Below are 25,515 nucleotides of genomic sequence, written 5' to 3'. Positions count from 1 at the left end.
TGTCTCCTCATCTCAGCTGCAACCACAGAGTTGCACAAGAGGTGAGCTTGGTGCAACCCGTCAGTTGCACATGCCTTCCGACTACCCTCGTCACCGTGATTGACCCCAGGACTCTGCGCGAAGACCCCGACGTGGTGCGCGCCTCGCAGCGCGCCCGCGGTGAAGACGAGACCGCCGTCGACAAGTTGCTCTCCCTCGACTCCGAGCGCAGGTCCTCCATCGCCGCCGCCGACACGCTGCGGGCCGAGCAGAAGCAGCTTGGCAAGCAGATCGGCAAGGCAGGCGGTGACGAGCGCGCCGCGCTACTCGAGACGGGCAAGGACCTGGCCGCGAAGGTCAAGGCCGCCGAGGCCGAGCAGTCGCGCGCCAGCGGCGAGTTCGACGAGCTGCACCGCCGCCTGCCCAACATCGTTCACCCCGCGGTCCCCGCCGGCGGCGAGGACGACTTCACCGTCCTCAAGCACGTCGGCACGCCACGGGAGCTCGGCTTCGCGCCGCGCGACCACCTCGAACTCGGCGAGCGGCTCGGCGCCCTCGACATGGAGCGCGGCGCCAAGGTCTCCGGCGCGCGGTTCTACTTCCTCACCGGTGTGGGCGCGCAGCTGCAGCTCGCGCTGCTCAACATGGCGGCGATGCAGGCGGCCGAGAACGGCTTCCAGCTGATGATCCCGCCCGTGCTCGTGCGGCCGGAGATCATGGCTGGCACCGGATTCCTCGGCGCGCACTCGTCGGAGGTGTACCGGCTGGAGGAGGACGACCTCTACCTCGTCGGCACCTCGGAGGTGCCGCTGGCCGGCTACCACTCGGACGAGATCCTCGACCTCTCCGCGGGTCCGCGCCGCTACGCGGGCTGGTCGACGTGCTTCCGTCGCGAGGCGGGCTCGTACGGCAAGGACACGCGCGGCATCATCCGCGTGCACCAGTTCGACAAGATCGAGATGTTCGTGTTCTGCCGTCCCGAGGACGCCGAGGCCGAGCACGAGCGGCTGCTCGGCTGGGAAGAGCAGATGCTGGCCAAGATCGAGGTGCCCTACCGGGTCATCGACACCGCGGCCGGCGATCTCGGCACCAGTGCGGCACGCAAGTTCGACTGCGAGGCGTGGGTGCCGACGCAGCAGGCCTACCGTGAGCTGACGTCCACGTCGAACTGCACCACGTTCCAGGCCAGGCGGCTCGGCGTGCGCTACCGCGACGAGAACGGCCGCCCGCAGGCCGCCGCGACGCTCAACGGCACGCTCGCCACCACGCGGTGGATCGTGGCGATCCTCGAGAACCACCAGCAGGAGGACGGTTCGGTGCGCGTGCCCGAGGCGCTGCGGCCGTTCCTAAACGGCAGAGACGTCCTCGTCCCGGCCGGCGAATAGCCGTCCGGGGGCGGCGAGCCCGGTGACCCCGGCGGCGCGCAGCGCGGCCCACATGGTCACCTGGTTCGCCGTCAGCACGGGGATGCCGAGGTGGCGCTCCAGCGGCTCGATCAGGTCGTAGGTGGGCACGTTGGTGCAGCTGACGAACAGTGCGTCGGCGCCGGTCGGATCGATCCCGGCGACGGCGCGCAGCACGTCCGAGTAGGACATCTTCCAGATGTCGCCGAGCAGCCCGAGCCCGAAGCTCGCGCACGTGGTGTAGCCGAACTCGGCGAGGTAGTCGAGCAGCCTGCCGGTCACACCGTCCACATAGGGCGTGATCACGGCGACCTTGCGCGCTCCCAACGCCTCGAGTGCGCCGACGAGCGCACCGGACGTGGTGACGGCGGCCGGCGCTCCCGCGTCGAGCATCGCGGCGACGAGTGCGGCCTCTCCCGCAGCTCCGTCGACGAAGCTGCCCGACGTGCAGGAGTAGGCCACCGCCTTCGGCTCCGGCGCGAGCACGTCGCGCGTGGCCCTGCGCACGCCGTGCGGGTTGCCGAGCGCGGAGGCGAGTTGCACCGTCACCGGCTCGGGCAGGTAGGGCAGGCGCGTGGTGTGCAGCCCGACGTGATCGGGAAGCCAGCGCCACAGCTCGCGGTCCAGTGCGAAGTCGAACGGGGCCACCAGGCCGATCCCCGTCGGCTCGGGCAGCCCGAACAGCTCGGATTCCTCGATCACGGTGCCGAATCTAGGTCTCGCGCGCGGGCGCGGCACCGGAGTGCGACGAAGCTTCACCGGCGGGAAATGCGATGTAACCCCTACGTCGCGGAGCGGCCGATTACGCTGACACCCGTTAATCGGGCGGCAACACAGCCGACGACCGGACGGGGGACCCATCGTGCGTGCCAACGCTCTTGTTCTGCTGGCTGCCGGGGTCCTGCTCAGCGCGTGCGCGACGCCGGTCGGCGGAACGGCACAGCCGCTGGAGAACCCGCCCACGAGCGAGGACGTGGCCGCCTCCGGTGAGCCGTGCGCGCTGCTGACGCCCGAGGACGCGAGCGCGCTGGAGCTGGTCGAACAGGGGGAGTTCACGCCGGGCACGCCCTCGCAGCTGATGCCGCCCTCGTGCACGTTCGCGCAGGCCGACGATATGTCCGACCTGGACTCGCTCACCGTCGCGTTCGAGTCCACGTTCCCGCTCGTCGACTACGTGTCCGGCGAGCAGCCGGTGGAGACGAAGCAGTTCGGTGGCCTCGACTGGGAGCACTACGCGGACCCGCTCACGGGCGGTTCGGTGTGCCTGCTCGCGCACGAGCTCTCCGACACGTCGTTCGTCGTGCTCAGCAGCAGTGACTTCTCCTCAGAGGAGGCGGCGTGCGAGGTGGCCGAGGCCGCCGCGCCCTACGTCTCCTCGCACCTGCCGGGCGGGCAGCCCGCGCCCGAACCGGAGCCCGAGCCGGAACCGAGCGCGCTCGCCGACCTTGACCCGTGCACGCTGCTCAAGCCGGAGCAGGCCGAGCAGATCGGGTTCAGCGGCGCCACCACGCCGTTGGAGGAGATGCCGGAGTACGGCACGCCGCCCGGCTGCCAGTGGCCCGACACCGACGGCGAGAAGGGCGTCAAGGCGCTCGACCTCTACTCGGGCGACCGGCCAGCGCAGGAGTGGCCCTACGCCGACGGCGAGGGCGAACAGGTCGACGTGGACGGTCGCACGTGGACGCTCTTCCCCGCTCCTGCGGACCTGGAGGTCAACTGCCAGGCCACGTTGAGCTTCACGGAGAACTCGTCGGTGTACCTCGCCAGCGGCAACCTGGACGACCCGGCGAAGGCGTGCGACAAACTCCGGGAGGTCATCCCGCTGGTGACGGGCAACCTCCCGGAGTCCTAGCCGCAGCCCCCTACGCGGCCGTGGGGGCCGGTTCCTCCCGGGCCGAGGTCGGGCGGACCTTGCGCAGCAGCACCGCCGCGAACACCGCGACCGCGGCCAGGATCAGGCCACCGATCACCGAGGTGGTGTGCATGCCCGACACGAACGCCTCGTGTGCCGTCTCGACCACACCCGCGCCCGTCTCGCCCGGCAGCTGACCCGCCACGGCCATCGCCCCGCCGAGCGTGTCCTGCGCGGCGGCCGCGGCCTCGGGCGGCAGCCCGGCAGGCGCGTTCTCGGCGAACTCCGAGCGGTACGCGGCAACCCCCACGCTGCCGAGTACCGCGAGTCCCAGCGCGCCGCCGAACTCCGTGCCCGTCTCCGACATCGCCGACGCGCTGCCCGCCCGTTCCGGGGGAGCGCTGGCCACCACCAAGTCCGTGGCAAGAGCGGCCACCGCACCGACTCCGGCGGCGATCAACCCCATGGCCACAACGATGGTCGCGAGCCCCGAGTCGACGCCGACTCGCAGCACCAGCGTGAAACCGCCCGCCGCGAGCACCAGGCCGGAGGCGATGATGATCCCCGGCCGGACCCACCTGGCGAGTACGGCGGCCGCCGTGGTCCCCACCGCCATGCCCGCGAAGCTCGGCGCCGACCACAGCGCGGCTTCCAACGGCCGCATGCCGAGCACGATCTGCAGGTACTGCGCCGACACCAGGCTCAGTCCCATCACGGCGAAGATCGCGAACATCGCGGTGACGATCGAGGCACCGAACTCGCCCTTGCGGAACAGCCGCACGTCGATCATCGGGTGTTCGAGGGCGCGTTGTCGCGCCACGAACACGAGTCCGAGCGCCAGACCGGCCACAATGGACCCGATGGCGAACCAGTCGGCGCCGTGCTCGGCGATCCGCTTGACGCCGTTGATCACCGGCAGCACGGTCGCGAGTGACAGCACCGCGCTGAGCAGGTCGAACCTGCCGGGCTGCGGGTGCTTGTACTCGGGCAGCACCAGCGGTCCCAGAATCAGCAACAGCGCCATCGCGGGCAGGTTGATGAGGAACACCGAGCCCCACCAGAAGTGCTCCAGCAGGAACCCGCCGATGATCGGGCCGAGCACGCCACCGCCCGCGAACGCCGCCGTCCACAGCGAGATCGCGAGCGTGCGCTGGCTCGCGTCGTGGAACATGTTGCGGATCAGCGACAATGTGGACGGAGCGATGGTCGCGCCGCCGATGCCGAGCAGCGCCCGCGCGGCGATGAGCATCTCCGCGCTCTGCGAGTAGGCCGACAGCAGTGAAGCCGCTCCGAACGCGACCGCCCCGATCAGCAGCAGTTTCCTCCTGCCGATGCGGTCGCCGAGCGAGCCCATCGTGATGAGCAGACCACCGAGCAGGAAGCCGTAGATGTCGACTACCCAGAGCTGTTGCGCGCTGGTCGGTTCCAGCTCGGCGCTGAGGAACGGCAGTGCGAAGAACAGCACCGACAGATCCATCGCCACCAGCAGGCTGGGCAGCAGCAGGACGCCGAGCCCGACCCACTCGCGGGTGCTCGCCCTCCCGCCGCTCATCGGGACACCTCGAAGATCAGCTCGGGCGAGTGCCGCACGGAGCTCTCGGCGTCACCGAGGTAGAACCGCGTGGTGAGCGTGCGGTCGACCGGGTCGAGCACGCTGCGCCACAGCGTCCGCCACGGCAGCTCCGACACCGGCATGCTCGCCGCGTCGAGCGCCTCGCGCAGCGAGTCGGCCGACAGCGGCGCCGCCGTGTGCTTGGCGAGCGTGCGCGCCCGCGCGAAGGTCTCGAACGTCTCGGCGGTGTCCTCAGGAAGCGCCGCGACGTCGGGGTAGCGGTGCAGCGGGTGGTTCGTCACGCACAACGCGCCGTGGTCCTGCTCGACGATGTGCTCGGAGTCCTTCGAGCCGCGCTCCCAGACGAACGCGTTGCCCGCCGCGTCGGCGACGAGGTAGTGGCACGGCGCGCCCTGGTCGTACAGCTTCGCCCCGAGCAGCGCCTGCTTGGCCTGCTCGGCGTTCTCGCACGTGTCGAGCAGGAACCGCGGCACCTGCATCACGTCGAGCCCGGCCTGCGGAACAGGGTTCGCCGGCGGCTCGGCAGCCTCGATGTCGCCGAACAGCAGCACCACGCACAGCCCGGCCTCGTTGACGCCCTCGGTGCAACCGTCCAGTTCGGACATCGTGAGCACCGTGGAGGCGAGTCCGTCGTCGGGCACCGTCGTGAGCACGTACGGCCGCGAGGCCAGCGCGACCCCGCCCTCGGCGGCGGGCCCGCTGCCGAACTCGGCCAGTAGTTCGGCCTCGCTGAGTGTGAAGAAGTCGTAGTTGCGGCCGACCCTGCCCCTGCCGTCGATGGCCTGTTGCGGCGGGCACCACACGGCCGAACAGCCTGAGCCCGACGGCAGTCCGGAGAAGCCGTCGAGGCGCAGCGAATCGTCGTCGGGATCGAGGCCGAACGCCGCGGCCACGCCCGAGAGACGGGCGTGCTGCTGCGGCCAGTTGCGCTCGAACCACGTCCAGCGCGCCCGGTTGCGCAGCGGGTCGGTGGGCGCGGGAGCCCAGCCCGCACTGGTGTGGGCCTCCTCGGCCAGTGCACGCCCGATCGCCACCTGGTCACCCCGGACCACCAGGTGGCGGACGGTCAGGAAGTCGTGGCGACCGCCTGCCACGATGGAAAGTTCATTCATGCGGCCCACCGTGGACGGCTCCGCTGACGGTCCGCGCACCGAACACTGACGGGCGCAGACGGTGCCCTCAGCCGCCCGTCAGCCCCGTCAGCCCCGTCAGCCCGGCCAGCTCCAGCGCCTCGCGCTGGCTCAGCGCCAGGCCCGCCGCGTGCGCCGCCGCGAACCCGGTCTCGCCCAGTGCGGCCTTCGCGCCCGAGGCCACGCGCTCGACATCGGGGTCGGCCGCGATCGCCCCGCCGCGCACCGCCGTGCCCGCACCCAGCAGCCGGGCCGCTCCCGCCGCGTCGCCCTCCGCGAGCGACACCGCGGCGAGGCCCTCCGCCGCGAGTGCCGCGACCAGCACGTCCGAGCGGCCGAGCCCGGACCGGGCCGCGTCGCGGAAGCGCCGCCGCGCCTCGGCGTACTCGCCACTGGCCTCGGCGATGCGCCCCAGCGAGACCTCCAGGTTCGCCCGCACCTCGTCGAACCCGAACAGCCCGCTCGGGCAGTCGGCCAGGGCCTGCTCGCAGAGCCGGGCCGCCTCGGCGAGGTCGCCGTCCAGCCGGGCCAGGTCGCCGAGCCCGCCGCGCGCCGACGCGGCGATCTCGCGGGTGCCCAGCCTGCGCGCCAGTAGCTCCGACTCGACGAAGTCGGCCTCGGCCCGCTCGCGCGATCCGGCCCGCAGGTGGGCCTGTCCGCGCAGGAACAGCACCTCGGCCCTGTCCTCCAGCGCGTCGAGCTGCCCGGCCAGCTCCAGCGCCTCGTCGAACAGCGCCACCGCCTCCGCGTGCTCACCCCGCCAGCCGGTGAGCCTGGCCAGCTCGTTGAGCGTCAGCGCCAGGCCCCAGCGCTCGCCCAGTTCACCGAAGAACTCGCGGGCAGCGGCGAAATTCTGCTGGGCCAGCGGCACCTCTCCCGCGTAGATCCGCAGCATGCCCCAGCCGAAGTGGTCGAGCGCCCGGCTCCACTGGTCGGCCGAGGCCCCGATGCTCTGCCGCAGCAGGTGATCGGTGGTGTTCTGTTCGGGAATGCCGTTGGCCGCGCCCCACAGCACGAGCAGGAACGAGTGCTCCGGCGGCCGCCTGATGCGGGTGGCCTCGGCGTGCACGGCCCGTCGGTGCTCGGCGAGCCTGTCCACCTCGGGGTCCACGAACGCGGCGGAGAAGACGCACATCGCGTACTCCTCCTCGAGGCCGTCGGGCATCCCCGGTTCGAGCACGCCCAGCAGCTCGCCCGCGAGCGTCGTGGCTTCCGTGCGCCTGCCGCGCAGCCACAGGTAGGGCATCAGGGAGGCCAGCAACCGCAGCGCGAGGGGCGGGTCCGAGCGGATGGCCCAGCGCATCGCCGCGTGCAGGTTGTCGTGGTCGGCGTCCAGCCTGCGCATCCACTCCAGCTGTGCCGCCGTGACCAGGTGGCCCTGCGCCTCGTCGACCACCGTGAGGAAGTACTCGGCGTGGGCGCGGTGCAGCCGGTCCCGTTCGCCCGCCGCGTCCAGCTGGTGCGCGCCGAACGCACGCACCGTCTCCAGCATCCGGTAACGGCCGTCGGCGCCGAGGTCGGCGAGCGACTTCTCGGCGAGGCCGCTCAGTACCTCGGGTACGGCGTTGACGTCGAGTCCGCACACACGGTGTGCGGCCTCGATCGTCGCGCCGCCCGCGAAGACCGTGAGGCGCCGCGCGAGCTGCCGCTCCTCGTCGTCGAGCAGGTCCCAGCTCCACTCCACGACCGAGCGCAGCGTGCGATGCCGGGGCGCCGCGGTCCTGCTGCCGCGCGAGAGCAGCGCGAAGCGATCGTCGAGCCGGGTCGCGACCTCCTCGACCGGCAGCGAGCGCACCCGCGCGGCGGCCAGCTCGATCGCGAGCGGCAACCCGTCGAGTGCCCGGCAGATGTGCACGACGGTGTCCGCTGTGTTCGCGTCCAGGGCGAATCCGGGCGCGACGGCGGCCGCGCGCTCGGTGAACAGGCGCACGGCCGGGTAGTCCAGCGCGTCCTCGGTGGGCGCGTGCGGCGGCGGCAGGGCCAGCTGCGGCACCGGGCACAGTGCCTCTCCCGTGATGCCCAGCGCCTCCCTGCTCGTGGCGAGCACCCGGAGGCCACCGCAGCCGCCCAGCAGCTCGCCCGCGAGCTCGGCGGCCTGCTCCACCAGGTGCTCGCAGTTGTCCAGTACGAGCAGCAGGTCGCGCTCGGCGAGCGCGTGCACGAGCCGTTGCCTGGCAGGCCGGTCGCCGCGCGAGCGGGCGCCGAGCGCGGTCTGCCGCAGCCCGAGTGCGTCGAGCACCGCCTGTGCGGGATCCGCCCCGTCGCCGAGCGGGGCCAGCTCCACGAAACAGACCTCGCCGGGATGCGCGCGGGCCGACTCGATCGCCAGCCGCGTCTTGCCGGTGCCGCCCGGCCCGGTGAGTGTGACCAGCCGGGCACTCGCCAGCGCCGACGTCACCCTGGCCAGCTCGGCGTCGCGCCCGACGAAGCTCGTGAGCTGCGCGGGCAGCCCATTCCTGGGCGGATCCGCCCGTTCCGCGCGCAGCACCGTCAGGTGCGCGTCGGCCAGTTCGGGGGACGGGTCCACGCCCAGCTCGTCTGCGAGCAGGCGGCGGGCCTCGTCGAACGCGCTCAGCGCCTCGGCGCTTCGTCCGCACGCGTGCAGTGCCAGCACCAGCCGGGTGCGCAGCCGTTCGCGCAGCGGATGCTCCGCGACGAGGTCGCGCAGCTCCGGAACCAGCGGTTCCGGGTCGCCGGCGGCCAGGTCGGCGTCGACGCGGTCCTCGACGGCTGACAGCCGTAGCTCCTCGAGCCGGGCGGCGTGCGCGCCCGCGAGTTCGGGCAGGTCGGCCAGCGCGGGGCCGCGCCACAGCGCGAGCGCCTCGCGCAGCGCTTTCGAGGCCACGCCGTGCTGCCCCGCCGCGAGCGCCGTCCTGCCCTCGGCGGCGAGTTCGGCGAACCGGTGCGCGTCGACGTCGGCGGGGGCCACGGCGAGCCGGTAGCCGCCCGGATGGCGTTCCACGAGGCCGGGCAGTGCCTGGCGCAGGCGCGACACCTGTGACTGCAGCGCGTTCGCCGTGCCAGGGGGAGGTGCGTCGCCGTAGATGCCGTCCACGAGCCGGTTCGTGCCCACGATGCGGCCGGGTTCGAGCAGCAGCAGGCCGAGCAGCGCGCGAACCTTGGGCCCTCCCACGGACACCGGGGCATCGCCAGGCCCGCGCACGTCGAGCGGACCGAGGATGCCGAAGCGCATGCCGCCGAGTATTCCGGACATCGCGGGCACTACGCGCCCAGTTCCTCCCGAACGACGTCGATGATCGTGTCGAGGTCGGTCTCGGTCAGCGCCGGATGCACCGGCAGCGTCAGCATCTCCTCGCTGACCCGCGAGGCGGAGGGAAAGTCGCGCGGGCTCACCGGCGGCACGAGCGGGTGCCTCGCGTACCGGTCGTGGTCGAAGACCAGCCGCGGGTGACACACGCCGTTGCCGACGCCGCGCTCGGTGAGCGCGTCGGCCAGCTCGTCGCGCGAGAGCATCGCGTGCGGGCCGATCAGCACGGAGTACTGCTGCCACCCGTGCTCGCGATCCGGCAGGGCGCGGGGGACGTCGAGGCCGGGCGTCCCGCGCAGGCCCTCGGTGAGCCGTTGTGCGTGGTAGCGCCGCGCCGCGGTGGTCGCGCTCAGCCGCTCCAACCGTGCCAGGGCGAGCGCCGCGTGCAGCTCCGGCAGCACCACGTGCCTGGCCTCGTCGCGCAGCCGCCCGGCCAGTTCGGCGTCGTCGGTGGTCACCACGCCGGCCTCCGGGGTGGAGAAGCATCCGAGCCCGAACGACCCGGCGGGCGCGCCCGCGCACGTCGCGCCCGCCGCCTGCTGCGCGTCCTCCACCAACCGCAGCCCCGATTCGGCCGCGATCGCCGCGTGCTTGGCGAGATCACCCGTCTGCCCGAACAGGTGCGCGGGCAGCAGCACCCGCGTCGCCGTCGTGATCGCGCCCGCGGCCGCGTCGGGGTCCAGCGCGAAGTCGTCGCGCGCGATGTCGGCGAAGCGCGCCGTGGCCCCCGCCTCGACGATCGCGTCGAGCGTGGCCACCGGCAGCAGCGGCGACGTGAGCACCTCGTCACCTGCCCGCAGTCCCAGCGCCCGCAACGCTGTGACCAGCGCCGCCGTGCCGCCCTGCACCGCGATCGCGTAGCGCGTCCCTGCGACGGCGGCGAACTCCCGTTCGAACGTCTCCAGCACCGGACCCCGCGAAACCCGACCCGATCGGAGTACCTCGGCCACGTGCGCCTCGGCGTCGCGAAGGTCGATCACGGACAGCGGGATCATGCGGGACTTCTTCTTTCCTGGGGGACCTGACGGGTAAGGTGATCGCCCGGTCATGAAAGCAGCAAGACGCCCACGGGCCAACGAAAGTGTTGCCGTGGCAAACCGGATTCACCCGACCGCGCCCGTCGCGACGGCGCGGCGCACGGAGGTGTTGTGACCACGCTGCTGGGCGATGGCGCCCGACTGGTGGACGTTGCAGGCGACCGGACCCTGGCGGGCGACGAGCTCGTCGCCGAGGTGGTGCGCGCGCGGGACGAACTCGCCGCACTGCCGCAGGGTGCGGTGTTCTCGCGTACGCGCGTGGACCTCGAGGGCGTGCTGCGCTACGTCGCCGCGTTCGAGGCGGAGCGTGCCGTCGCGTTGCTCGACCCGTTGCTCGACGGCCCAGCGCTCGACCGGTTCGTCACCACGTTCCGGCCCGCGGCCGTGCTCTCGGCACCCGACACCGCGCCGCCCACCGGGTACACGGCCTCCGGCGGCGACTGGGTCCGCGCGACGGCGGAGGCCGTGCCGCCGCACTCCGACCTCGCCGTGCTGCTGTCGACCAGCGGCACCACGGGCGATCCCAAGTTCGTGCGCCTCTCGCGCGCCGCGCTGCTGGCCAACGCCGACGCGATCGCAGACACCCTCGACATCACCGTGGACGACGTGGCGCCCACGAGCCTGCCGCTGCACTACAGCTTCGGCCTGTCGGTGCTCAACTCCCACCTCGTGCGCGGCGCGACCGTGGTGATCGAGCCGTCCGGGGTGTTCAAGCAGGGCTTCTGGGACGCCGTGGCCGAGCACGAGGCGACGTCGCTGGCGGGGGTGCCCTACCACTACGAACGGTTGCGGCGCCTGGACTTCGACCCCGCGCGCTACCCGAGCCTGCGCACTCTGACGCAGGCGGGCGGCAAGCTGCGCACGGAGCTGGTCTCGCACTTCCACGACGCCATGAGCGGCGTCGACGGCAGGCTCTTCGTGATGTACGGGCAGACCGAGGCGGGTCCGCGCATGTCCACCGTGCCGCCGGAACGGCTCGCCGAGAAGCTCGGTTCGGCCGGGCAACCGTTGCGGGACGGCGCCTTCTCCATCCGCCGCGACGACGGCGAGGAGACAACGCACCCCAAGATCGTCGGCGAGATCGTGTACCGCGGCCCCAACGTGATGATGGGCTACGCGGGCACCGAGGCCGAGCTCGCGGCGGGCGACGACAACGGCGGCGTGCTGCACACGGGCGACCTCGGCTACCTCGACGAGGACGGGTTCCTGTTCATCACGGGCAGGCTCAAGCGCATCGGCAAGGTCTTCGGCAACCGCGTCAACCTCGACGACCTCGAACACGCCGTGCGCGGCGCCGGCATCGAGGTCTCCGCAGCCGTGGCGGCCGACGACAAGGTGGTGCTGTTCGCCGAGAGCGCCTCGCCCGAGACGTGCAAGGAGGTGTCGAGGACGCTGGCCGACCTCATGCACCTGCACGCCAGTGGTTTCGACGTGCGCCCCATCGACAGGGTGCCGGTGCAGGCCAGCGGCAAGATCGACTACACCGTGCTGGAGAGCCAAGTCTGACCCCGGAGCGCGCCCCGCGCCGCTGGCTCGTTAGCTTTGCCCGGAGAGTCCTGGGGTGTGGGCTGGGGGTGGTCGAGTGGTCGCCGGGTCGGCAGGTCTGTGGCTCGTGCTCGCCGTCTTCGTGGTCGCGGGCTGGAGCCGGATCAACAGCAGCAAGGCCTGGCGGGCGGCGGCGCTCGTGCTCGCCATGGCGTTCGCGCTGGTGCACCAGCTGCTGTACTCCACCGTCGCCGAGGACGCCTACGTCACGTTCCGCTACGCCCGCAACGTCGCCGACGGCTACGGCCCGGTGTTCAACGCCGGTGAGCGCGTCGAGGGCTACTCGAACTTCCTGTGGATGGTGCTGATCGCCCTGCCGAGGGGGATGTTCGGAGCCGACGTGGAACCCGCCGCGGTCGCGCTCGGAATCGCGTGCGCGCTCGGCTGCGTGCTCGCGGCCTACTTCCTGGTCAACCGCATCGTGCGCGTCGCGGAACCCGACGGGCCGGGCCTGCCCGGTCTCGGCGTCGGCGCGGCCGTGGTGACCGCGGGTGTCAGCTCGCTCGCCGCCTACGGGCCGTCAGGCCTGGAGACGCCGCTGTTCCTGCTGCTGGTGTTGTGCGTGGGCAGCGCGCTCGCAGGGGGCCGGTCGGTGGTCGCCGGCGTGCTGGTGGCGCTGGCGGTGATGACGCGGCCGGAGGGGCTGTTCGTCGCCGTGGTGTGCGGGCTGTGGCTGCTGGGCGTCGCGCTGCGCAGGGGCACGACGATGTGGGCGCCCGCCGGCTACGTGCTGGGCGCGCTCGTGCTGCTCGTGCCCTGGACGGCCTGGCGGGTCACCTACTACGGACACCTGGTGTCCAACGCGGTCGTCGCGAAGTCGGGCGGCGAGACGGCGGTGGCGGCCCAGCTGCGCGACGGCTGGGACTACCTCGCCGGGTTCTCGCTCGTCTACCAGGTGTTCCTGCTGCTCGCCGTGGCCGCCATCGCGTTCCTCGTCAACCGCAGGGGACCCGCGGGCGGCCCGGTGGCGCGGGCGCGATCGCTGGTGTGGCTGCTGTTCGCGATCGCGCTGGTGTGCGCGAGCTTCGCCGTGGCCATCGGCGGGGACGACCTGCCCGCGTGGCGGCTGCTCGCACCCGTGCCACCGCTGCTGGCGGTCGCCGCCGCGGCGGGTTACGGGCTGTTCCTCGTGGCGGGCGCGGCCGGTGTGCCGTCCCCGCAGCCGAGGGCGGGCAGGCTCGTCGCCAGGCGCACAGTGCCGGTGGTGGCGATGGCCGTGTGCGGACTCTCCCTGGTGGTCACCACAACGCACCCGCGCATGGCGCCCGCGATGCACGACTGGCGGTCGTCGACGGAGGAGCTCGCCGAGACCGGCGAGTGGCTCGGTGAGCGACTGCAGCCCGGTACCGCCGTGAGCACCTACGCGGGCGGTGCGCTCGCGTACGCGGCGGGCTCCCGGATCGTGGTGGTGGACGTCATGGGCCTCACCGACGAGTACATAGCCCGCACGGGCGTGGAGGTCACGGGCGCCGCCGACGACTACGACTACGTGGTGAACGTGCGGATGCCCTCGGTCGCGGTCGACACGGCGGAGGGCTACACCGACCGGCAGCACTGCGGCATCAACCCGGCGTACGCGGGCCTGTACGAGGTGGCCACGTTCCAGGTGCGCGGCGAGCAGCGGTGGATCTCGCTGTTCCTGCGGCGCGCGCAGGCGCCCTCACTGATCGAGAGCCTCGACGCCGACCCGCGCTACGACTACGTGCGCTGCGGCTAGAACCGGTCAGAACCAGCGCTCGAGCACCTGGGCCACGCCGTCCTCCGAGTTCGGCGCCGTCACCTCGTCGGCGGCGGCCAGCACGATGGGGTGGGCGTTGGCCATCGCGACGCCGTGGCCGACCCAGCGCAGCATCTCGATGTCGTTGGGCATGTCACCGAACGCGATCGTGGCATCGGCGTCGGCGCCCGTCCGCCGCGCGACCTCGGCGAGCCCCGTGGCCTTGGTGACGCCGTGGGCGGCGAGCTCGATCAGCCCGCCGCCGGAGGAGAACGTGACGTCCACGGTGCCGTCGAGCACGGCGCTGGCCGCCTCCGCCATCGCGTCCGAGGTCATCTTCCGGTGGCTGACCAGCAGCTTCACCGCCGCGTGCCCGAGGACCTCGGCCCGGGGCACCACCGTTCCCTCGCCGTCGCCCCACGGATTGTGGTACTCGGTCTCGATCACGAAGTTCTTCATGTCCCGGTCCACCGCACGCGTGCCGATGCGCTCGGCGGCGAGCCTGCAGCCGGGCAGGGCGTGGTCGAGCGCCTTCGCGACGTCGGCCAGCAGCACCGGGTCGAGCAGGCCGTGCACGTCGAGCACCTGGTCGGCGCCGATGTCGTAGAGGATCGCGCCGTTCGCGCACACGGCGAGCCCGGTGAGGCCCGCCTGCTCTGCGACCTGCGGGATCCAGCGGGGCGGGCGTCCGCTCACCAGCACCACGGGAACACCGTCGTCGACCGCCCTGCCGACGACGTCGACCGTGCGGTCGCTGAGGTGGGTGGCGGACGAGAGCAGTGTTCCGTCGACGTCGGACGCGATCAGGCGGGGTCTCTCCACCAGTCCAGTTTCCCAGAGCCGTGCCCGTGCTCCGCCGTGTCGTACCCCACCGATAGCGTGTGTGCCCGTGCGCGTTGGCATTGTGATTCTTCCGGAGGATCGGTGGTGGGCCGCCGAGCCCAAGTGGCGGGCGGCCGAGGAATACGGCTTCGACCACGCCTGGACCTACGACCATCTCGGGTGGAGAAACCTCGTCGACGGCCCGTGGTTCAGCGCGGTGCCCACGCTGACCGCCGCCGCGATGGTGACCTCGAGGATCAAGCTCGGCACCTTCGTCGCCTCTCCGAACTTCCGGCACCCCGTCCCGTTCATGCGCGACGTGATCACCCTCGACGACGTCAGCGACGGCCGGTTCCTGCTGGGCATCGGCGCGGGCGGCACGGGCTACGACTCGACGGTGCTCGGCGAGCCGGAGCTCACGGTGAGGGAGCGGGCCGACCGCTTCATCGAGTTCTCCGAAGCGCTCGACGGGCTGCTCCGCACCGACAACCACGATCACGACGGCACCTACTACGCGGCGAGGGGCGCCAGGAACCTGCCTGGTTCGGTCCAGCGGCCGCGCCCGTCGTTCCTCGTCGCCGCGAACGGGCCGCGCACCCTCGCGCTGGCCGCGCACCTCGGCGACGGCTGGATCACCACCGGCAAGCCAGCCGACACCCTCGACGAGTGGTGGAGCGGGGTCGCCGAACTGGCCGAGCGGTTCTCCGGTGCGCTCGAGAGCGAGGGCCGCGACGCAGCCAGGATCCAGCGGCACCTGAGCCTCGACTCGGCCCCGGTGTTCTCGCTGTCCAGCAAGGAGGCCTTCGCCGACGCGGCGGGCAGGGCGGCCGAGCTGGGCTTCACCGACGTCGTCACGCACTGGCCGCGCAGCGGCACGCCCTACGAGGGCAGGGAGACCGTCCTCGAGCAGGTCGTCGACGAACTACTCCCCGGGTTGCAGGGGCGTTAGTCCGAACGGGTGAGTCTCGTTGGTCCGGGAACCGATCACGGACCGGCTTCGTCGGTCCTGTCGCATGGCGCGGGAAGAACAACCCGGGGGTGCCGGGGAGCTACGGCCCTCGTGCGGCAGGCAGGCGCGGGCTCGGGGCAGGTCCGAAAGGGCCGAAGGAGCCTCGCCGCACGAGGGCCACGGCGCGCCGGTAGCCTTCTCGCCCGTGAGCGCGGACACCAACCCTGCAGAGATCAGCGAAGGCGAGTACGCCGGATACGACCTTGTCGTCGTGGGATCCGGGTTCTTCGGCCTGACCGTGGCGGAACGGGCCGCCAGCCAGCTCGACAAGCGCGTACTCGTGCTCGAGCGCAGGCACCACATCGGCGGAAACGCCTACTCCGAGGCCGAACCCGAGACCGGCATCGAGGTGCACAGCTACGGCGCGCACCTGTTCCACACCTCCAACAAGCGCGTGTGGGACTACGTCAACCAGTTCACCGACTTCACCGGCTACCAGCACCGGGTCTTCGCGAAGTTCCAGGGGCAGGTCTACGCCTTCCCGATGAACCTGGCTCTCATCAACCAGTTCTTCGGCAAGTCGCACTCCCCTGACGAGGCCCGCGAACTCATTGCCGAGCAGGCGAACGAGATCGACGCCAAGGACGTGCACAACCTCGAGGAGAAGGCGATCTCGCTGATCGGCCGTCCCCTCTACGAGGCGTTCGTCCGCGGCTACACCGCCAAGCAGTGGCAGACCGATCCCAAGGAGCTCGCCGCCTCGATCATCACGAGGCTGCCGGTGCGCTACAACTTCAACAACCGGTATTTCAACGACACCTACGAGGGCCTTCCGGTCGACGGCTACACCGCGTGGCTGGAGAAAATGGCCGACCACCCGAACATCGAGGTGCGGCTCAACGTCGACTACTTCGACATCCGGGACCAGATCCCGGCGGGCACGCCGACGGTCTACACCGGTCCGCTCGATCGCTACTTCGACTACTCCGAGGGCCGCCTGGGCTGGCGGACGCTCGACTTCGAGCAGGAGGTCGTCCCGACCGGCGACTTCCAGGGCACCCCGGTGATGAACTACAACGACGCGGACGTGCCCTACACCCGCATCCACGAGTTCCGGCACTTCCACCCCGAGCGGGAGTACCCGACCGACAAGACGGTCATCGTGCGGGAGTACTCGCGGTTCGCGAACGACGACGACGAGCCGTACTACCCGATCAACACCTCCGACGACCGCGCCAAGCTCGAGCGTTACCGCGAGCTGGCAGGCACCGAGGCCAAGGAGCGCAACGTGCTCTTCGGCGGCAGGCTCGGCACGTACAAGTACCTCGACATGCACATGGCCATCGGCTCGGCGCTGTCGGTGTTCGACAACAAGATCGCTCCGCACCTGAGCGACGGCGCGCCGCTCGACGGGTCGATCGATGCTTGAGCAGAACCCGGACAGGGGCGGGCAGGCCGAGGTGCCGCCCGCCTCGGGTGAGATCGCGGTCCTGGCCGGAGTGCAGAAGGCCATCGCGAGGCCCGCGACGGTGAAGGCCGCTCGCGGGCTCTCGCACTTCGGCGAGCACAGCGCGGGCTGGTTCGCGCTCGGCTTGGTCGGCGCGGCGGTGGACAAGTCCCACCGCAAGGACTGGCTCGTGGCCTCGGCCGGAGTCGTCGGGGCGCACGCCGCCTCGATCGCGGTCAAGCGGGTCGTCCGCAGGAAGCGTCCCGACCACCCGAGCGTCGAGGTCGGGGTGGGTACGCCGAGCAAGTTGAGCTTCCCTTCGTCGCACGCGACATCGACGACGGCGGCGGCCGTGCTCTACTCGGGACTGACGGGGCGTAACCTCGTGCCTGCACTGGTGCCCCCGATGCTGGCTTCGCGGCTGGTGCTCGGTGTGCACTATCCGACCGACGTGCTCGCCGGCGCGGCCCTGGGTGGCGCTGTCGGTGGCATCCTGCGCCGCAAGCTGAACTCACGGAAGCGGAAACCACGATGAGTGAGACGACCGAGCGTGCCGAAGTCGGCACCGACGCCACTCCAGCCAGCAAAAAGGGCCCGGTAGGGATCGCCTTCGGCGTGGTCAAGACCGCGCGGCCCCGGCAGTGGGTCAAGAACGTCCTCGTGCTCGCCGCGCCGTTCACGGCGGGGGAGATCGCCAACCTCGGCGTGCTGGCCGAAGCGCTGGTCGCCTTCGTGGCGTTCTCGCTGGTGGCGTCCTCGGTCTATCTCATCAACGACGCGGTCGACGTCGAGGCCGACCGCGCCCACCCGACCAAGCGCAACCGGCCCATCGCGGCCGGGATCGTGCCGGTGCCGGTGGCCTATGTCTCCGCGGTCGGGTTCTTCGCCGCGGGCTGTGCGATCAGCCTGATCGCCGACTGGCGGCTGCTCATCGTGCTGCTGGTCTACGAAGCCATCCAGCTCGGCTACTGCTTCGGTCTGAAGCACCAGCCGGTCGTCGATCTCGCGATCGTCGGCTCGGGCTTCCTGATGCGGCTGATCGCGGGCGGTGTCGCGACGGGAATCGCCCTGTCGCAGTGGTTCCTGCTGGTCACCGCGTTCGGCTCGCTGTTCATGGTCGCGGGCAAGCGCTACGCCGAGATCATGCTGTTCGAGCGGACCGGCGCGAAGATCCGGTCGTCGCTGAAAAAGTACTCGGCGAGCTACCTGCGCTTCGTGTGGGCGACCTCGGCCGCGATCCTGATCATGTCCTACTCGCTGTGGGCCTTCGAGCAGCAGCAGCGCATGGACGGCACGGTGTGGAGCGTCATCTCGATGGTGCCGTTCGTCATCGCCGTGCTGCGCTACGCCGTCGACGTCGACGGCGGCAACGCGGGGGAGCCGGAGGAGATCGCGCTGCGCGATCGCGTCCTCCAGGTCCTCGGCGCTTCCTGGATCATCACGCTGGTGTTCTCGTACTACCTCTGAGCCCTTCGGCTCTCGTGGGCCCCCAAGCGCACCCCGGTGCACTTGGGGGCCTTTTTCACGACTCCGAACGCTGGGTGGTGGTGGTCGAGACCCCGCGCACCGGCAGGTCGTAGTCGAGGCGGAACAGGCTGACGGGCTCGAAGAGCTTGTCACCGCGCAGGTAGGTCGGTACCGGGGTCTGAGTGGCCAGCTGCAGCAGCGGCGCGTGCGGCCCGCCCGCTGCGTGCGACAGCGACACCCCGGCGAGCCAGCGGATGCTGGGGCCCGAGGCGAAGCGGTAGCGCACCGGCTCGGAGAGCCCGCCTGCCACCGACGACGGGGCGCGGCACGGCAGCACGAACGCGTCCACCCAGTCCAGGATCACCGGCTCCGACACGGGCACCACGTCGGCGACGGGCACGACCTTCGGCAGCCTCGGCGCGCCCACCGCGATCCAGCCCTCGCCGTCGGCGTTGTCGGTGGCCACCACGCGCACCTGCGCGGCGTCGCCGGGATCGAACCTGGCGTCGCGCCAGGACGGGTCGGGGTCCTCGTCGTCCTCGTGGTGCAGTTCGAGCTCCTGCTCCTGATCGGGCAGCACGGTGCCGTCCGCGTCGGCGAACTGGAGCTTCACCGTCACCTCGCCGACTCCGCCGACCGGTACCACCAGCGGCGGTGAGTCGGGCGCCTCCGCGCCGTCGGGCAGCGAGTACCAGCCGGTGGTGAGCGAGCCCTTCGCGCCGCCGCTGCCCCACACGGGAGCCTCGTCGGTGCCGTAGGGCGCCCCCGGTCGCATGCCCTTCGGGAAGCCGCCGTTGGTGACGAACCCGCCCTGTTCGGTCGCCTCGCCGCGGGCGGGCAGCAGCCCGGCCCGCACGTCGGGTTCCACGTCCAGCCAGTCCTCGACGCCGCAGCTGCCGCCGGCCATCGAGTCCAGATTGGCCCTGCCCATCGTGTAGGTGTTCCAGCGCGGCACCATCGCGTACGCCATGGTCCCGACCTGGACGACCACCGTGCCCAGCGCCACGGCCACCACGAACCAGCCCGGCTGGCGCAACCACCGCCACGCGCCGAACAGGCCCGCCACGGCGATCGCCAGCCCCAGCACCAGCACGATCAGTGAGGCGTCGATGTTGCGGACACCGGGTTCGACCATCGACCACTTGACGTTGAGGTTGGACAGGTACCACCAGCGCGAGGGCGCGTCGAGCGCCAACATCACCGTCACCGCGAGCAGCGCCATGACCAGCGACTTCTGCCACGACTTGCGCAGCGCGCCCCGCGTGATGGTGTAGACGGTCACGGCCACGACCAGCGTGCCGAGCCCGGCCAGCGCGCCGAAGTGGTGCGTCCACTTCGTCGGCGTGAACGCCAGCGCCACGAGGTACAGCGCGCTGCCCACGAGCAGCCTCCGCGTCGGGCCCACCGTCAGTCCGGGGATGCGCCGCACCGCCAGCAGTACCGCGAGCACCAGCATCGACGCGAGCATCAGCAGCACCGGAACCCTGCGGTTCAGCGCGCCCTCCACCTGCGTGCCGTCGAACAGCCGCTCGTAGCGCATGAGCTCGTCGGTGACGCCGTAGCTCGGCCCGATCGCGGTCCGCACGTCGGTGGCGTGCAGCACGGCGGACAGCGACTGGTCGTAGAACATGAACAGCAGCGCGCTCGCCGTCGTGGCCAGCAGCGTGCTCAGGACCAGACCCCAGTGCCCGCGCGCCAGCCGGATGATCGGCGGCAGGGCGGCCAGGAACGGCATGAACGCGGCCACGCCGGTCGGCGTCACGGCCACCGTGGCGCCCGCCACCACGACGCCGATCGCGAGCGGGGTGAACGCCCTGGTCGCCAGCGCGCGTTCCACGAGCGCGAACACCACCAGCGAGCCCAGCACGATCCACGGCTCCGGCCGCACGCCGACGTCGAAGGGCAGGTACCAGGCCAGGAACAGCGCGGCGCTCGCCCAGCGCAGGTACCGTCTCGGCCCCGACGTGAACCGGCGCAGCAGCAGCCGGTCGAGCAGCAGCCACGAGACGAAGCCCAGCAGCACCGACGGCAGCCGCAGGAACCACGGGTTCGCGCTGACGTCGAGCAGCAGGCGGTACAGCTCGTAGAACCAGCCGAACGGCGCCTCCGGCGCGTTGAACCAGCGGAAGTAGTTGCCGACGTAGCCGGTGTCGGCGTCGGACTTCAACATCGTGACGATGTAGCCGTCGTCCACGGTCAGCGCGCCGATCACGGCCCAGACCGCGAGCGTGACCGCGACGGCTCCGTCGGCGAGCGTCGGCCGCCACCAGCGCCTCGGCAGCACGCGCACGTGCCGCGTCCTCGGTGCCTCCCAGCGGTGCAGCAGCACCAGCATGGCCAGCAGGCTCACCACCGACACCGCCCCGGCGACGAGCTTGAGCGCGCTCGGGGAGGTCTCGTACCTGGTGTCCGGTACGACCGTGGCCCGCAGCCCCGTCTCGCCGCTCAGGTCTGTGAAAAGCCCGTTCACGGCGGCCGTGCTCCGGCTGTGGCCCACCTCGGTGCCGTCCACCGTCAAGCGCGTGCCGTCCGTGCCGGAGCGCAACGCCCACTCGCAGTCAGCGCCAGCAGGCTGTCGCGCCAGCTCCTCGTCACCGAGGCTCACCACGACGGAGCCGCCCTCGGCCCTCGCCGTCAGCCCGGGCGGGCTGGGCTGGGACCCCGGCTGCCGCTCCGGAGTCGTGGACACCAGCAGACCTTCACCCAATGTGGTGACGTCAGCGCAGCCGAAGGTCACGTCGAGCCGCTCGGGCTCGTACGGGAAGAGCGGCAGCGCCGTGCTCTCGGTCTCCTGTGCCGACGGCCACTCGTAGGTCGTCACGTCCTGGTTGACCGGTGCCAGCACGAAGAGCACAGCGGTCAGTGCCGAGAGGAGTCCGAGGCCGGCGATCGCCCAGCGTTGAAAGGACACCGTTGAACCCTAGGAACAGGACCGCGCGGGCGCCCGCGCGGGTCAACCCACTCGCGGCGACGCCCGATCTGGTCGGTAGCTTACGACTGAATGCCGGACAGGCGGGGAGAGATGACCACGACAGCCGACACGGACAGGCGCGGCGAGACCGACGACGGGGCCGAAGAGCCGCGTCGCGACGTGCCCACCGGGCGTGCGCGCGCGTTCCTCACCAGGCGAGACGGCCTCGCGTGGCTGCTCGGCGGTGTCTCGCTCCTGCTCGGCGCGGTGTTCGTGGTCGTGGACCTGGCCTACAACCAGGGCACCCTGATCGCGCCGCTCGACGACGTCTACATCCACCTGCAGTACGGCAAGCAGCTGGGCGAGGGCCACCCGTTCCAGTACAACACCGGCGACCCCATCAGCACCGGCGCGAGCAGCCTGCTCTACGCGTTCGTGCTCGGCGGCGCCTACGCCATCGGCTTCCAGGGCAGCCTGTTCCTCATCTTCGCCGTGGTGCTCGGCGTCATCTGCATGGCCATCACCACCGGGCTCGTCTACCACCTCGGCAAGATCCTCGTGAGCCGCGCCGTCGGCGTCTGGGCCGGCGTGCTCGTCGCCGTGAGCGGACCGCTGCTGTGGGGCGCCGCCAGCGGCATGGAGGTCGGGCTGACCTCGATGCTGGTGATGGCGTCGCTGCTGGTGTTCGTCAAGGAACGACCCTCGGTGCGGTTCCGGTGGACGCCCGTCGTCGCCACCGCGATGGCGCTGGTCCGGCCAGAGGGCATGATCCTCGCCGTGCTGCTCTGCGGCGCGATGCTGTGGACCCTGCGCGGTGTCCGGCGCGAACGGAAGGTCCTGCGCCCCGCGCTGTGGACGCTGCTGCCGCTGGCGGCCGCCGCCGGGCAGTACCTGTTCTACCGGCTGGCCACGGGCACGTTCTCGGCCAACGGCGTGCAGTCGAAGTCGCACCTCAACGACCGGCCCGTGCTCTACTTCGGCGACGTCGTCGACCGCACGATGGCCAACATCCGGGGCACGCTCGAGTACTTCAACGGCATGAACGGCCAGGACTTCGCCTTCCCCGGCATGCTCGTGGTCTTCCTGATGGGTGTCGCGTACCTGCTCGTCACGCGCAGGCAGTGGCGACCGCTGCTCATCGCCGTGGTGCTGGGCTTCGGCGCCGTCGTGGTGTCGGTGTCCACGCTGTCCACCGCGCTGATCCACGAGCTGCGCTACTTCCACCCGTTCATGCCGCTCTACATCCTCCTGACGGTGTGCGGTGTCCACGCCATCTCGCGGGTCGCCTCGGCGCCGCTGGCCCGCCGCATCGGCTTCCACGTGCTGCTGGTCGTGGCGCTGCTGTTCTCGCTCGTCGCACTGCCAGCGTGGGCCGTGAAACTCGGCCGCGAGTCGGCGACCATCCGCGACACCGACGTCTCGCTGGGGGTCTGGATCGACGGCAACCTGCCGCCAGACGCGATCGTCGCCGTGAAGGACGTCGGCGCCGCCGCCTACTTCGGCAACCGCAAGGTGATCGACACGATCGGCCTCGCCACCAACGGACTGGCCGAGGCCAGCAACAACGGCACCGGCGCGCTGTACGAGGAGCTGCGCAAGCTCCCACCGGGCGAGCGCCCCGACTACTTCGCCATCTACGAACCGCAGCCCGGAGCTCCCATGCGGCCGCTCGTGGACGCCGGAGTGCTCGGCCCCAACCCGCTCGAGGTGCTGCCCGTGCGCGCGCCCGCGGACCTCACGGGCTTCCGGATCGTGCCGTTCGAGGAACTCAAGGTCTTCGAGGCGCACTGGGAGCTCGCGGGCACCGGCACGGCCTGCCCCGTCCCCGGCGACGTGCGCGACTACCTCAACACGGGCGACCTCGACAGTGAGGAGTCACACGACTACGAGGCCAGCATGCAGCAGCCTGGCCTGCAGCCCAACAGTCTGCTCCGCAGGCAGGACGACGTCATCGACAGCGGCAGGGTCATCGTCGGTGGCGAGTCCTTCACCGCGCACAACCTCGAGCCGGGCAAGGAACTGAAAATCGCGGGCCGGATCCTCGCCCCCGGCGAGGAGCGGTCGGTGCGCGTGCTGGTCGACGGCCGCGAGGTCGGAGTCTGGAACCTCGGGCCCAAGCGCGGCGAGTGGAGCGTCGAGTCCTTCACCGTGCCCGCCGACGCCATCACCTCGTCGACGGCCAGGGTGGAGCTCGCACCGGTTCGCCCGCTGCTGAGCCCCTACCCCGAGTACACGTCGTTCGGCTACTGGTTCATCCAGTAGCGCCGGTCGAACCTCAGATCGGGAGCTTGCGGAAGATCGGCCTCGGCACGTGCCGCAGCGCCGACATCACCCAGCGGAACGTGCCGGGCGCCCACACGAGGTCCTTGTCTGCCCGCGAGGCCGTCACGGCGATCTCGGCGACCTGCTCCGCGGTCTGCTCCAGCGGCGCCTTGCCCATGCCCTCGGTCATTTTGGTGCGCACCTGGCCGGGGCGCACCACGGTCACCGTGACACCGGAGGGTTTGAGTGCCTCGCCAAGACCCAGGAAGAAGCCGTCGAAACCGGCCTTCGTAGAGCCGTAGAGGAAGTTCGAGCGCCGCACGCGCTCACCGGCCACCGACGACAGCGCGATGACCTTGCCGTGGCCCTGCTTCTTGAGCCGGTCCGAGAGCGCGACGCCCACCGACACGGCGGCCGTGTAGTTCACGGTCGCCAGCTCAACGGCCTTGGCGTGGTCCTGCCAGACCTCCTCGGCGTCGCCGAGCAGCCCGAACGCCACCACGGCCACGTCGATGTCGCCGCCGGCGAACGCCTTGTCGAGCATCGCGGGGTGCGAGGCGGTGTCCTTCGCGTCGAAGTCCACAGTGGAAACATCGGCACCCGCGTCGGCGAGCCGCTTGGCCGCCGCGTCGAGCCGGTCGGAGGGACGCGCCGCCAGCACGATCCGAAGTGGACGCTTGGCGAGGTACTTCTCGGCGATCGCCAGTGCGATGTCCGAGGTGCCGCCGAGCAGCAGCAGCGACTGGGGGTTGCCCACCGCGTCGATCACAGTTCCAGCCTCCTGGCCATGTCGGAAACGAAAACGCCATCAGGGTCGACCGAGTGGCGGACCTTGCGCCACTCGTCGAGCCGGGGGTACATGCGGTGGAAGGTCTCGGCCGCCGTGCGCGAGTCCTTGGCGGTGTAGAGCCTGCCGCCCGCGGCGAGCACGTCCTCGTCCAGCTCGTTGCAGAACGCGCCGAGCCCGTCCTTGCTGGGGAAGTCCACGCTCAGCATCCAGCCGGGCGAGGGCCACGACAGCGGAGCGGGGTTCGCCTCGCCCATGCGCTTGAACACGTTGAGGAACGAGTAGTGGCCCGAGTTCGCGATCTTGCGGCACATGCGCTTGAGGTCGTCCTCGGCGCCGAACGGCACGGAGAACTGGTACTGCAGGAAACCGGCCGATCCGTACGCCCTGTTCCACTCACTGAGCATGTCCAGGGGGTGGTAGAACTGCGTCAGGTTCTGGATCTTGCCGCGCGCGCCCTGCTTCGGAACCGTGCGCTGCCACAGGTTGTTGATCAGCCCGAAGGTGACCTTGTTGCCCAGCCCGTTCGGGAACACGTCCGGCAGCGTCATCAGCACCGGCGCGTCGAACTTCAGCGGCTCGGCCTTGAGCTTGTCGGGCAGGTCGTCGATCTTCGCCAGCGAACCGCGCGAGAACGTGGCCCTGCCGAGCCGGTCGTCCCTGGAGATCAGGTCCGGCACCGACATCGAGTAGTCGTAGTTCAGGTCGGAGCCGTTGGTGAACAGCTCCAGCGTCTCGTCGAGACTCGACGTGCGGTCGGCGTCGACGATGAAATACGCCGTCTCCGTGCGCTTCATCCGCACCGTGGCCCGCACGATGATGCCGGTCAGGCCGATGCCGCCGACCGTGGCCCAGAACAGCTCGGACTCGGGGCCCTCCGGGGTCAGCGTGCGCACCCTGCCGTCGGCGGTCAGCAGGTCCATCGACAGCACGTGGTTGCCGAAGCTGCCTGCCGTGTGGTGGTTCTTGCCGTGGATGTCGTTGGCGATCGCGCCACCGATCGTCACCTGGCGGGTACCCGGCAGCACCGGAACCCACAGGCCGTGGTGGATCGCCGCGCGCATCAGCGCGTCGAGGCTGACCCCGCCGTCGACGTCCACGGTCGCCGTGTCGGGGTCGATCGAGTGGATCCGGTCCAATGCGGTCATGTCGACCACGAGGCCGCCCGCGTTCTGGGCCGGATCGCCGTAGGAGCGGCCGAGGCCGCGCGCGATGACACCGCGCTCGCCCGCCCTGGCCACCGCACGGGCGATCGTCTCGACGTCGGGCGTGCTCAGCACGTTCGCGATCGTCGGGGCGGTCCGGGCCCACCCGGCGAGTGCCCTGCGTTCGGTGTGGGGTTCTGGAGTCGCTGCGCTCACCCGGA

At 71.2% G+C, this 25,515-nt stretch carries 18 protein-coding genes; 9 read left to right on the top strand and 9 right to left on the bottom strand.

Going from position 1 to position 25,515, the window contains the following annotated elements:
- The first annotated feature begins 95 nt into the window (after positions 1-95).
- Positions 96-1,364 carry a serine--tRNA ligase gene (serS, locus tag JHE00_RS08585; RefSeq protein WP_200316725.1) on the top strand — a complete coding sequence of 423 codons (1,269 nt, stop codon included), beginning with the start codon at positions 96-98 and terminating at the stop codon, positions 1,362-1,364.
- Here the strand turns inward: serS and JHE00_RS08580 are convergent.
- Complete coding sequence (locus tag JHE00_RS08580; RefSeq protein ID WP_504739426.1) at positions 1,326-2,204, bottom strand: maleate cis-trans isomerase family protein; 879 nt, start codon at positions 2,202-2,204, stop codon at positions 1,326-1,328. The two genes, serS and JHE00_RS08580, sit on opposite strands and share 39 nt — an antisense overlap.
- A gap of 40 nt (positions 2,205-2,244) precedes the next feature.
- Here JHE00_RS08580 and JHE00_RS08575 point away from each other — a divergent pair, with 40 nt between their 5' ends.
- Positions 2,245-3,234 carry a DUF3558 family protein gene (locus JHE00_RS08575; RefSeq protein WP_200316721.1) on the top strand — a complete coding sequence of 330 codons (990 nt, stop codon included), beginning with the start codon at positions 2,245-2,247 and terminating at the stop codon, positions 3,232-3,234.
- 10 nt (positions 3,235-3,244) lie between these two features.
- On the opposite strand, the gene JHE00_RS08570 is transcribed toward JHE00_RS08575, so the two are convergent.
- The 4 genes from JHE00_RS08570 to JHE00_RS08555 form a co-directional block, all read right to left on the bottom strand.
- Complete coding sequence (locus JHE00_RS08570; protein ID WP_200316719.1) at positions 3,245-4,786, bottom strand: MFS transporter; 1,542 nt, start codon at positions 4,784-4,786, stop codon at positions 3,245-3,247.
- Positions 4,783-5,919 (bottom strand): C45 family peptidase, encoded by a 1,137-nt coding sequence (locus tag JHE00_RS08565; protein ID WP_200316717.1) that lies wholly within the window; start codon positions 5,917-5,919, stop codon positions 4,783-4,785. Before JHE00_RS08565 ends, JHE00_RS08570 begins: the two co-directional genes overlap by 4 nt.
- A gap of 67 nt (positions 5,920-5,986) precedes the next feature.
- Positions 5,987-9,151 (bottom strand): AfsR/SARP family transcriptional regulator, encoded by a 3,165-nt coding sequence (locus tag JHE00_RS08560; RefSeq protein WP_230423172.1) that lies wholly within the window; start codon positions 9,149-9,151, stop codon positions 5,987-5,989.
- Between the two features lie 8 nt (positions 9,152-9,159).
- Positions 9,160-10,200 (bottom strand): DegT/DnrJ/EryC1/StrS family aminotransferase, encoded by a 1,041-nt coding sequence (locus tag JHE00_RS08555; RefSeq protein ID WP_200316715.1) that lies wholly within the window; start codon positions 10,198-10,200, stop codon positions 9,160-9,162.
- A 153-nt stretch (positions 10,201-10,353) separates the two neighbouring features.
- On the opposite strand from JHE00_RS08555, the gene JHE00_RS08550 reads away from it, so the two are divergent.
- Positions 10,354-11,748: an AMP-binding protein gene (locus JHE00_RS08550; protein WP_200316713.1), complete on the top strand. Its 1,395-nt coding sequence runs from the start codon at positions 10,354-10,356 to the stop codon at positions 11,746-11,748.
- A 76-nt stretch (positions 11,749-11,824) separates the two neighbouring features.
- Entirely contained in the window at positions 11,825-13,504 is a 1,680-nt protein-coding gene (locus tag JHE00_RS08545) for a DUF8728 domain-containing protein (RefSeq protein ID WP_200316711.1), read from the top strand.
- Positions 13,505-13,510: 6 nt separating this feature from the next.
- On the opposite strand, the gene JHE00_RS08540 is transcribed toward JHE00_RS08545, so the two are convergent.
- Positions 13,511-14,326 carry an HAD family hydrolase gene (locus JHE00_RS08540; protein ID WP_200316709.1) on the bottom strand — a complete coding sequence of 272 codons (816 nt, stop codon included), beginning with the start codon at positions 14,324-14,326 and terminating at the stop codon, positions 13,511-13,513.
- Positions 14,327-14,393: 67 nt separating this feature from the next.
- On the opposite strand from JHE00_RS08540, the gene JHE00_RS08535 reads away from it, so the two are divergent.
- The 4 genes from JHE00_RS08535 to JHE00_RS08520 all read left to right on the top strand — a co-directional run bounded on the left by JHE00_RS08535 (position 14,394) and on the right by JHE00_RS08520 (position 18,189).
- A complete protein-coding gene (locus JHE00_RS08535; protein WP_307831860.1) occupies positions 14,394-15,275 on the top strand; it encodes an LLM class flavin-dependent oxidoreductase in 882 nt (293 codons plus the stop codon).
- A gap of 205 nt (positions 15,276-15,480) precedes the next feature.
- Positions 15,481-16,704, top strand: a complete 1,224-nt coding sequence (gene glf / locus JHE00_RS08530) for a UDP-galactopyranose mutase (RefSeq protein WP_200316707.1) — start codon at positions 15,481-15,483, stop codon at positions 16,702-16,704.
- Positions 16,697-17,257: a phosphatase PAP2 family protein gene (locus tag JHE00_RS08525; protein ID WP_200316705.1), complete on the top strand. Its 561-nt coding sequence runs from the start codon at positions 16,697-16,699 to the stop codon at positions 17,255-17,257. The genes glf and JHE00_RS08525 overlap by 8 nt, the downstream gene beginning before the upstream one ends.
- A complete protein-coding gene (locus JHE00_RS08520) occupies positions 17,254-18,189 on the top strand; it encodes a decaprenyl-phosphate phosphoribosyltransferase (RefSeq protein WP_200316704.1) in 936 nt (311 codons plus the stop codon). The genes JHE00_RS08525 and JHE00_RS08520 overlap by 4 nt, the downstream gene beginning before the upstream one ends.
- 55 nt (positions 18,190-18,244) lie before the next feature.
- Here the strand turns inward: JHE00_RS08520 and JHE00_RS08515 are convergent, their stop codons facing one another.
- Positions 18,245-21,100 carry an arabinosyltransferase domain-containing protein gene (locus JHE00_RS08515; protein ID WP_200316703.1) on the bottom strand — a complete coding sequence of 952 codons (2,856 nt, stop codon included), beginning with the start codon at positions 21,098-21,100 and terminating at the stop codon, positions 18,245-18,247.
- Between the two features lie 111 nt (positions 21,101-21,211).
- Between JHE00_RS08515 and JHE00_RS08510 the strand changes: the two genes are divergently transcribed.
- Positions 21,212-23,362, top strand: a complete 2,151-nt coding sequence (locus JHE00_RS08510; protein ID WP_200316702.1) for an ArnT family glycosyltransferase — start codon at positions 21,212-21,214, stop codon at positions 23,360-23,362.
- Positions 23,363-23,375: 13 nt separating this feature from the next.
- Here the strand turns inward: JHE00_RS08510 and dprE2 are convergent, their stop codons facing one another.
- Positions 23,376-24,131: a decaprenylphospho-beta-D-erythro-pentofuranosid-2-ulose 2-reductase gene (dprE2, locus tag JHE00_RS08505; protein WP_200316701.1), complete on the bottom strand. Its 756-nt coding sequence runs from the start codon at positions 24,129-24,131 to the stop codon at positions 23,376-23,378.
- Positions 24,128-25,510 carry a decaprenylphosphoryl-beta-D-ribose oxidase gene (gene dprE1 / locus JHE00_RS08500; protein WP_307831859.1) on the bottom strand — a complete coding sequence of 461 codons (1,383 nt, stop codon included), beginning with the start codon at positions 25,508-25,510 and terminating at the stop codon, positions 24,128-24,130. The genes dprE2 and dprE1 overlap by 4 nt, the downstream gene beginning before the upstream one ends.
- Positions 25,511-25,515 lie beyond the last annotated feature (5 nt).

The sequence above is a fragment of the Prauserella cavernicola genome (assembly GCF_016595675.1).
In the GTDB taxonomy this organism is placed as follows: Bacteria; Actinomycetota; Actinomycetes; order Mycobacteriales; family Pseudonocardiaceae; genus Prauserella_A; species Prauserella_A cavernicola.
Note: the sequence above shows the minus strand (reverse complement) of the source record. Positions and strands in the feature narration are given on the sequence as shown.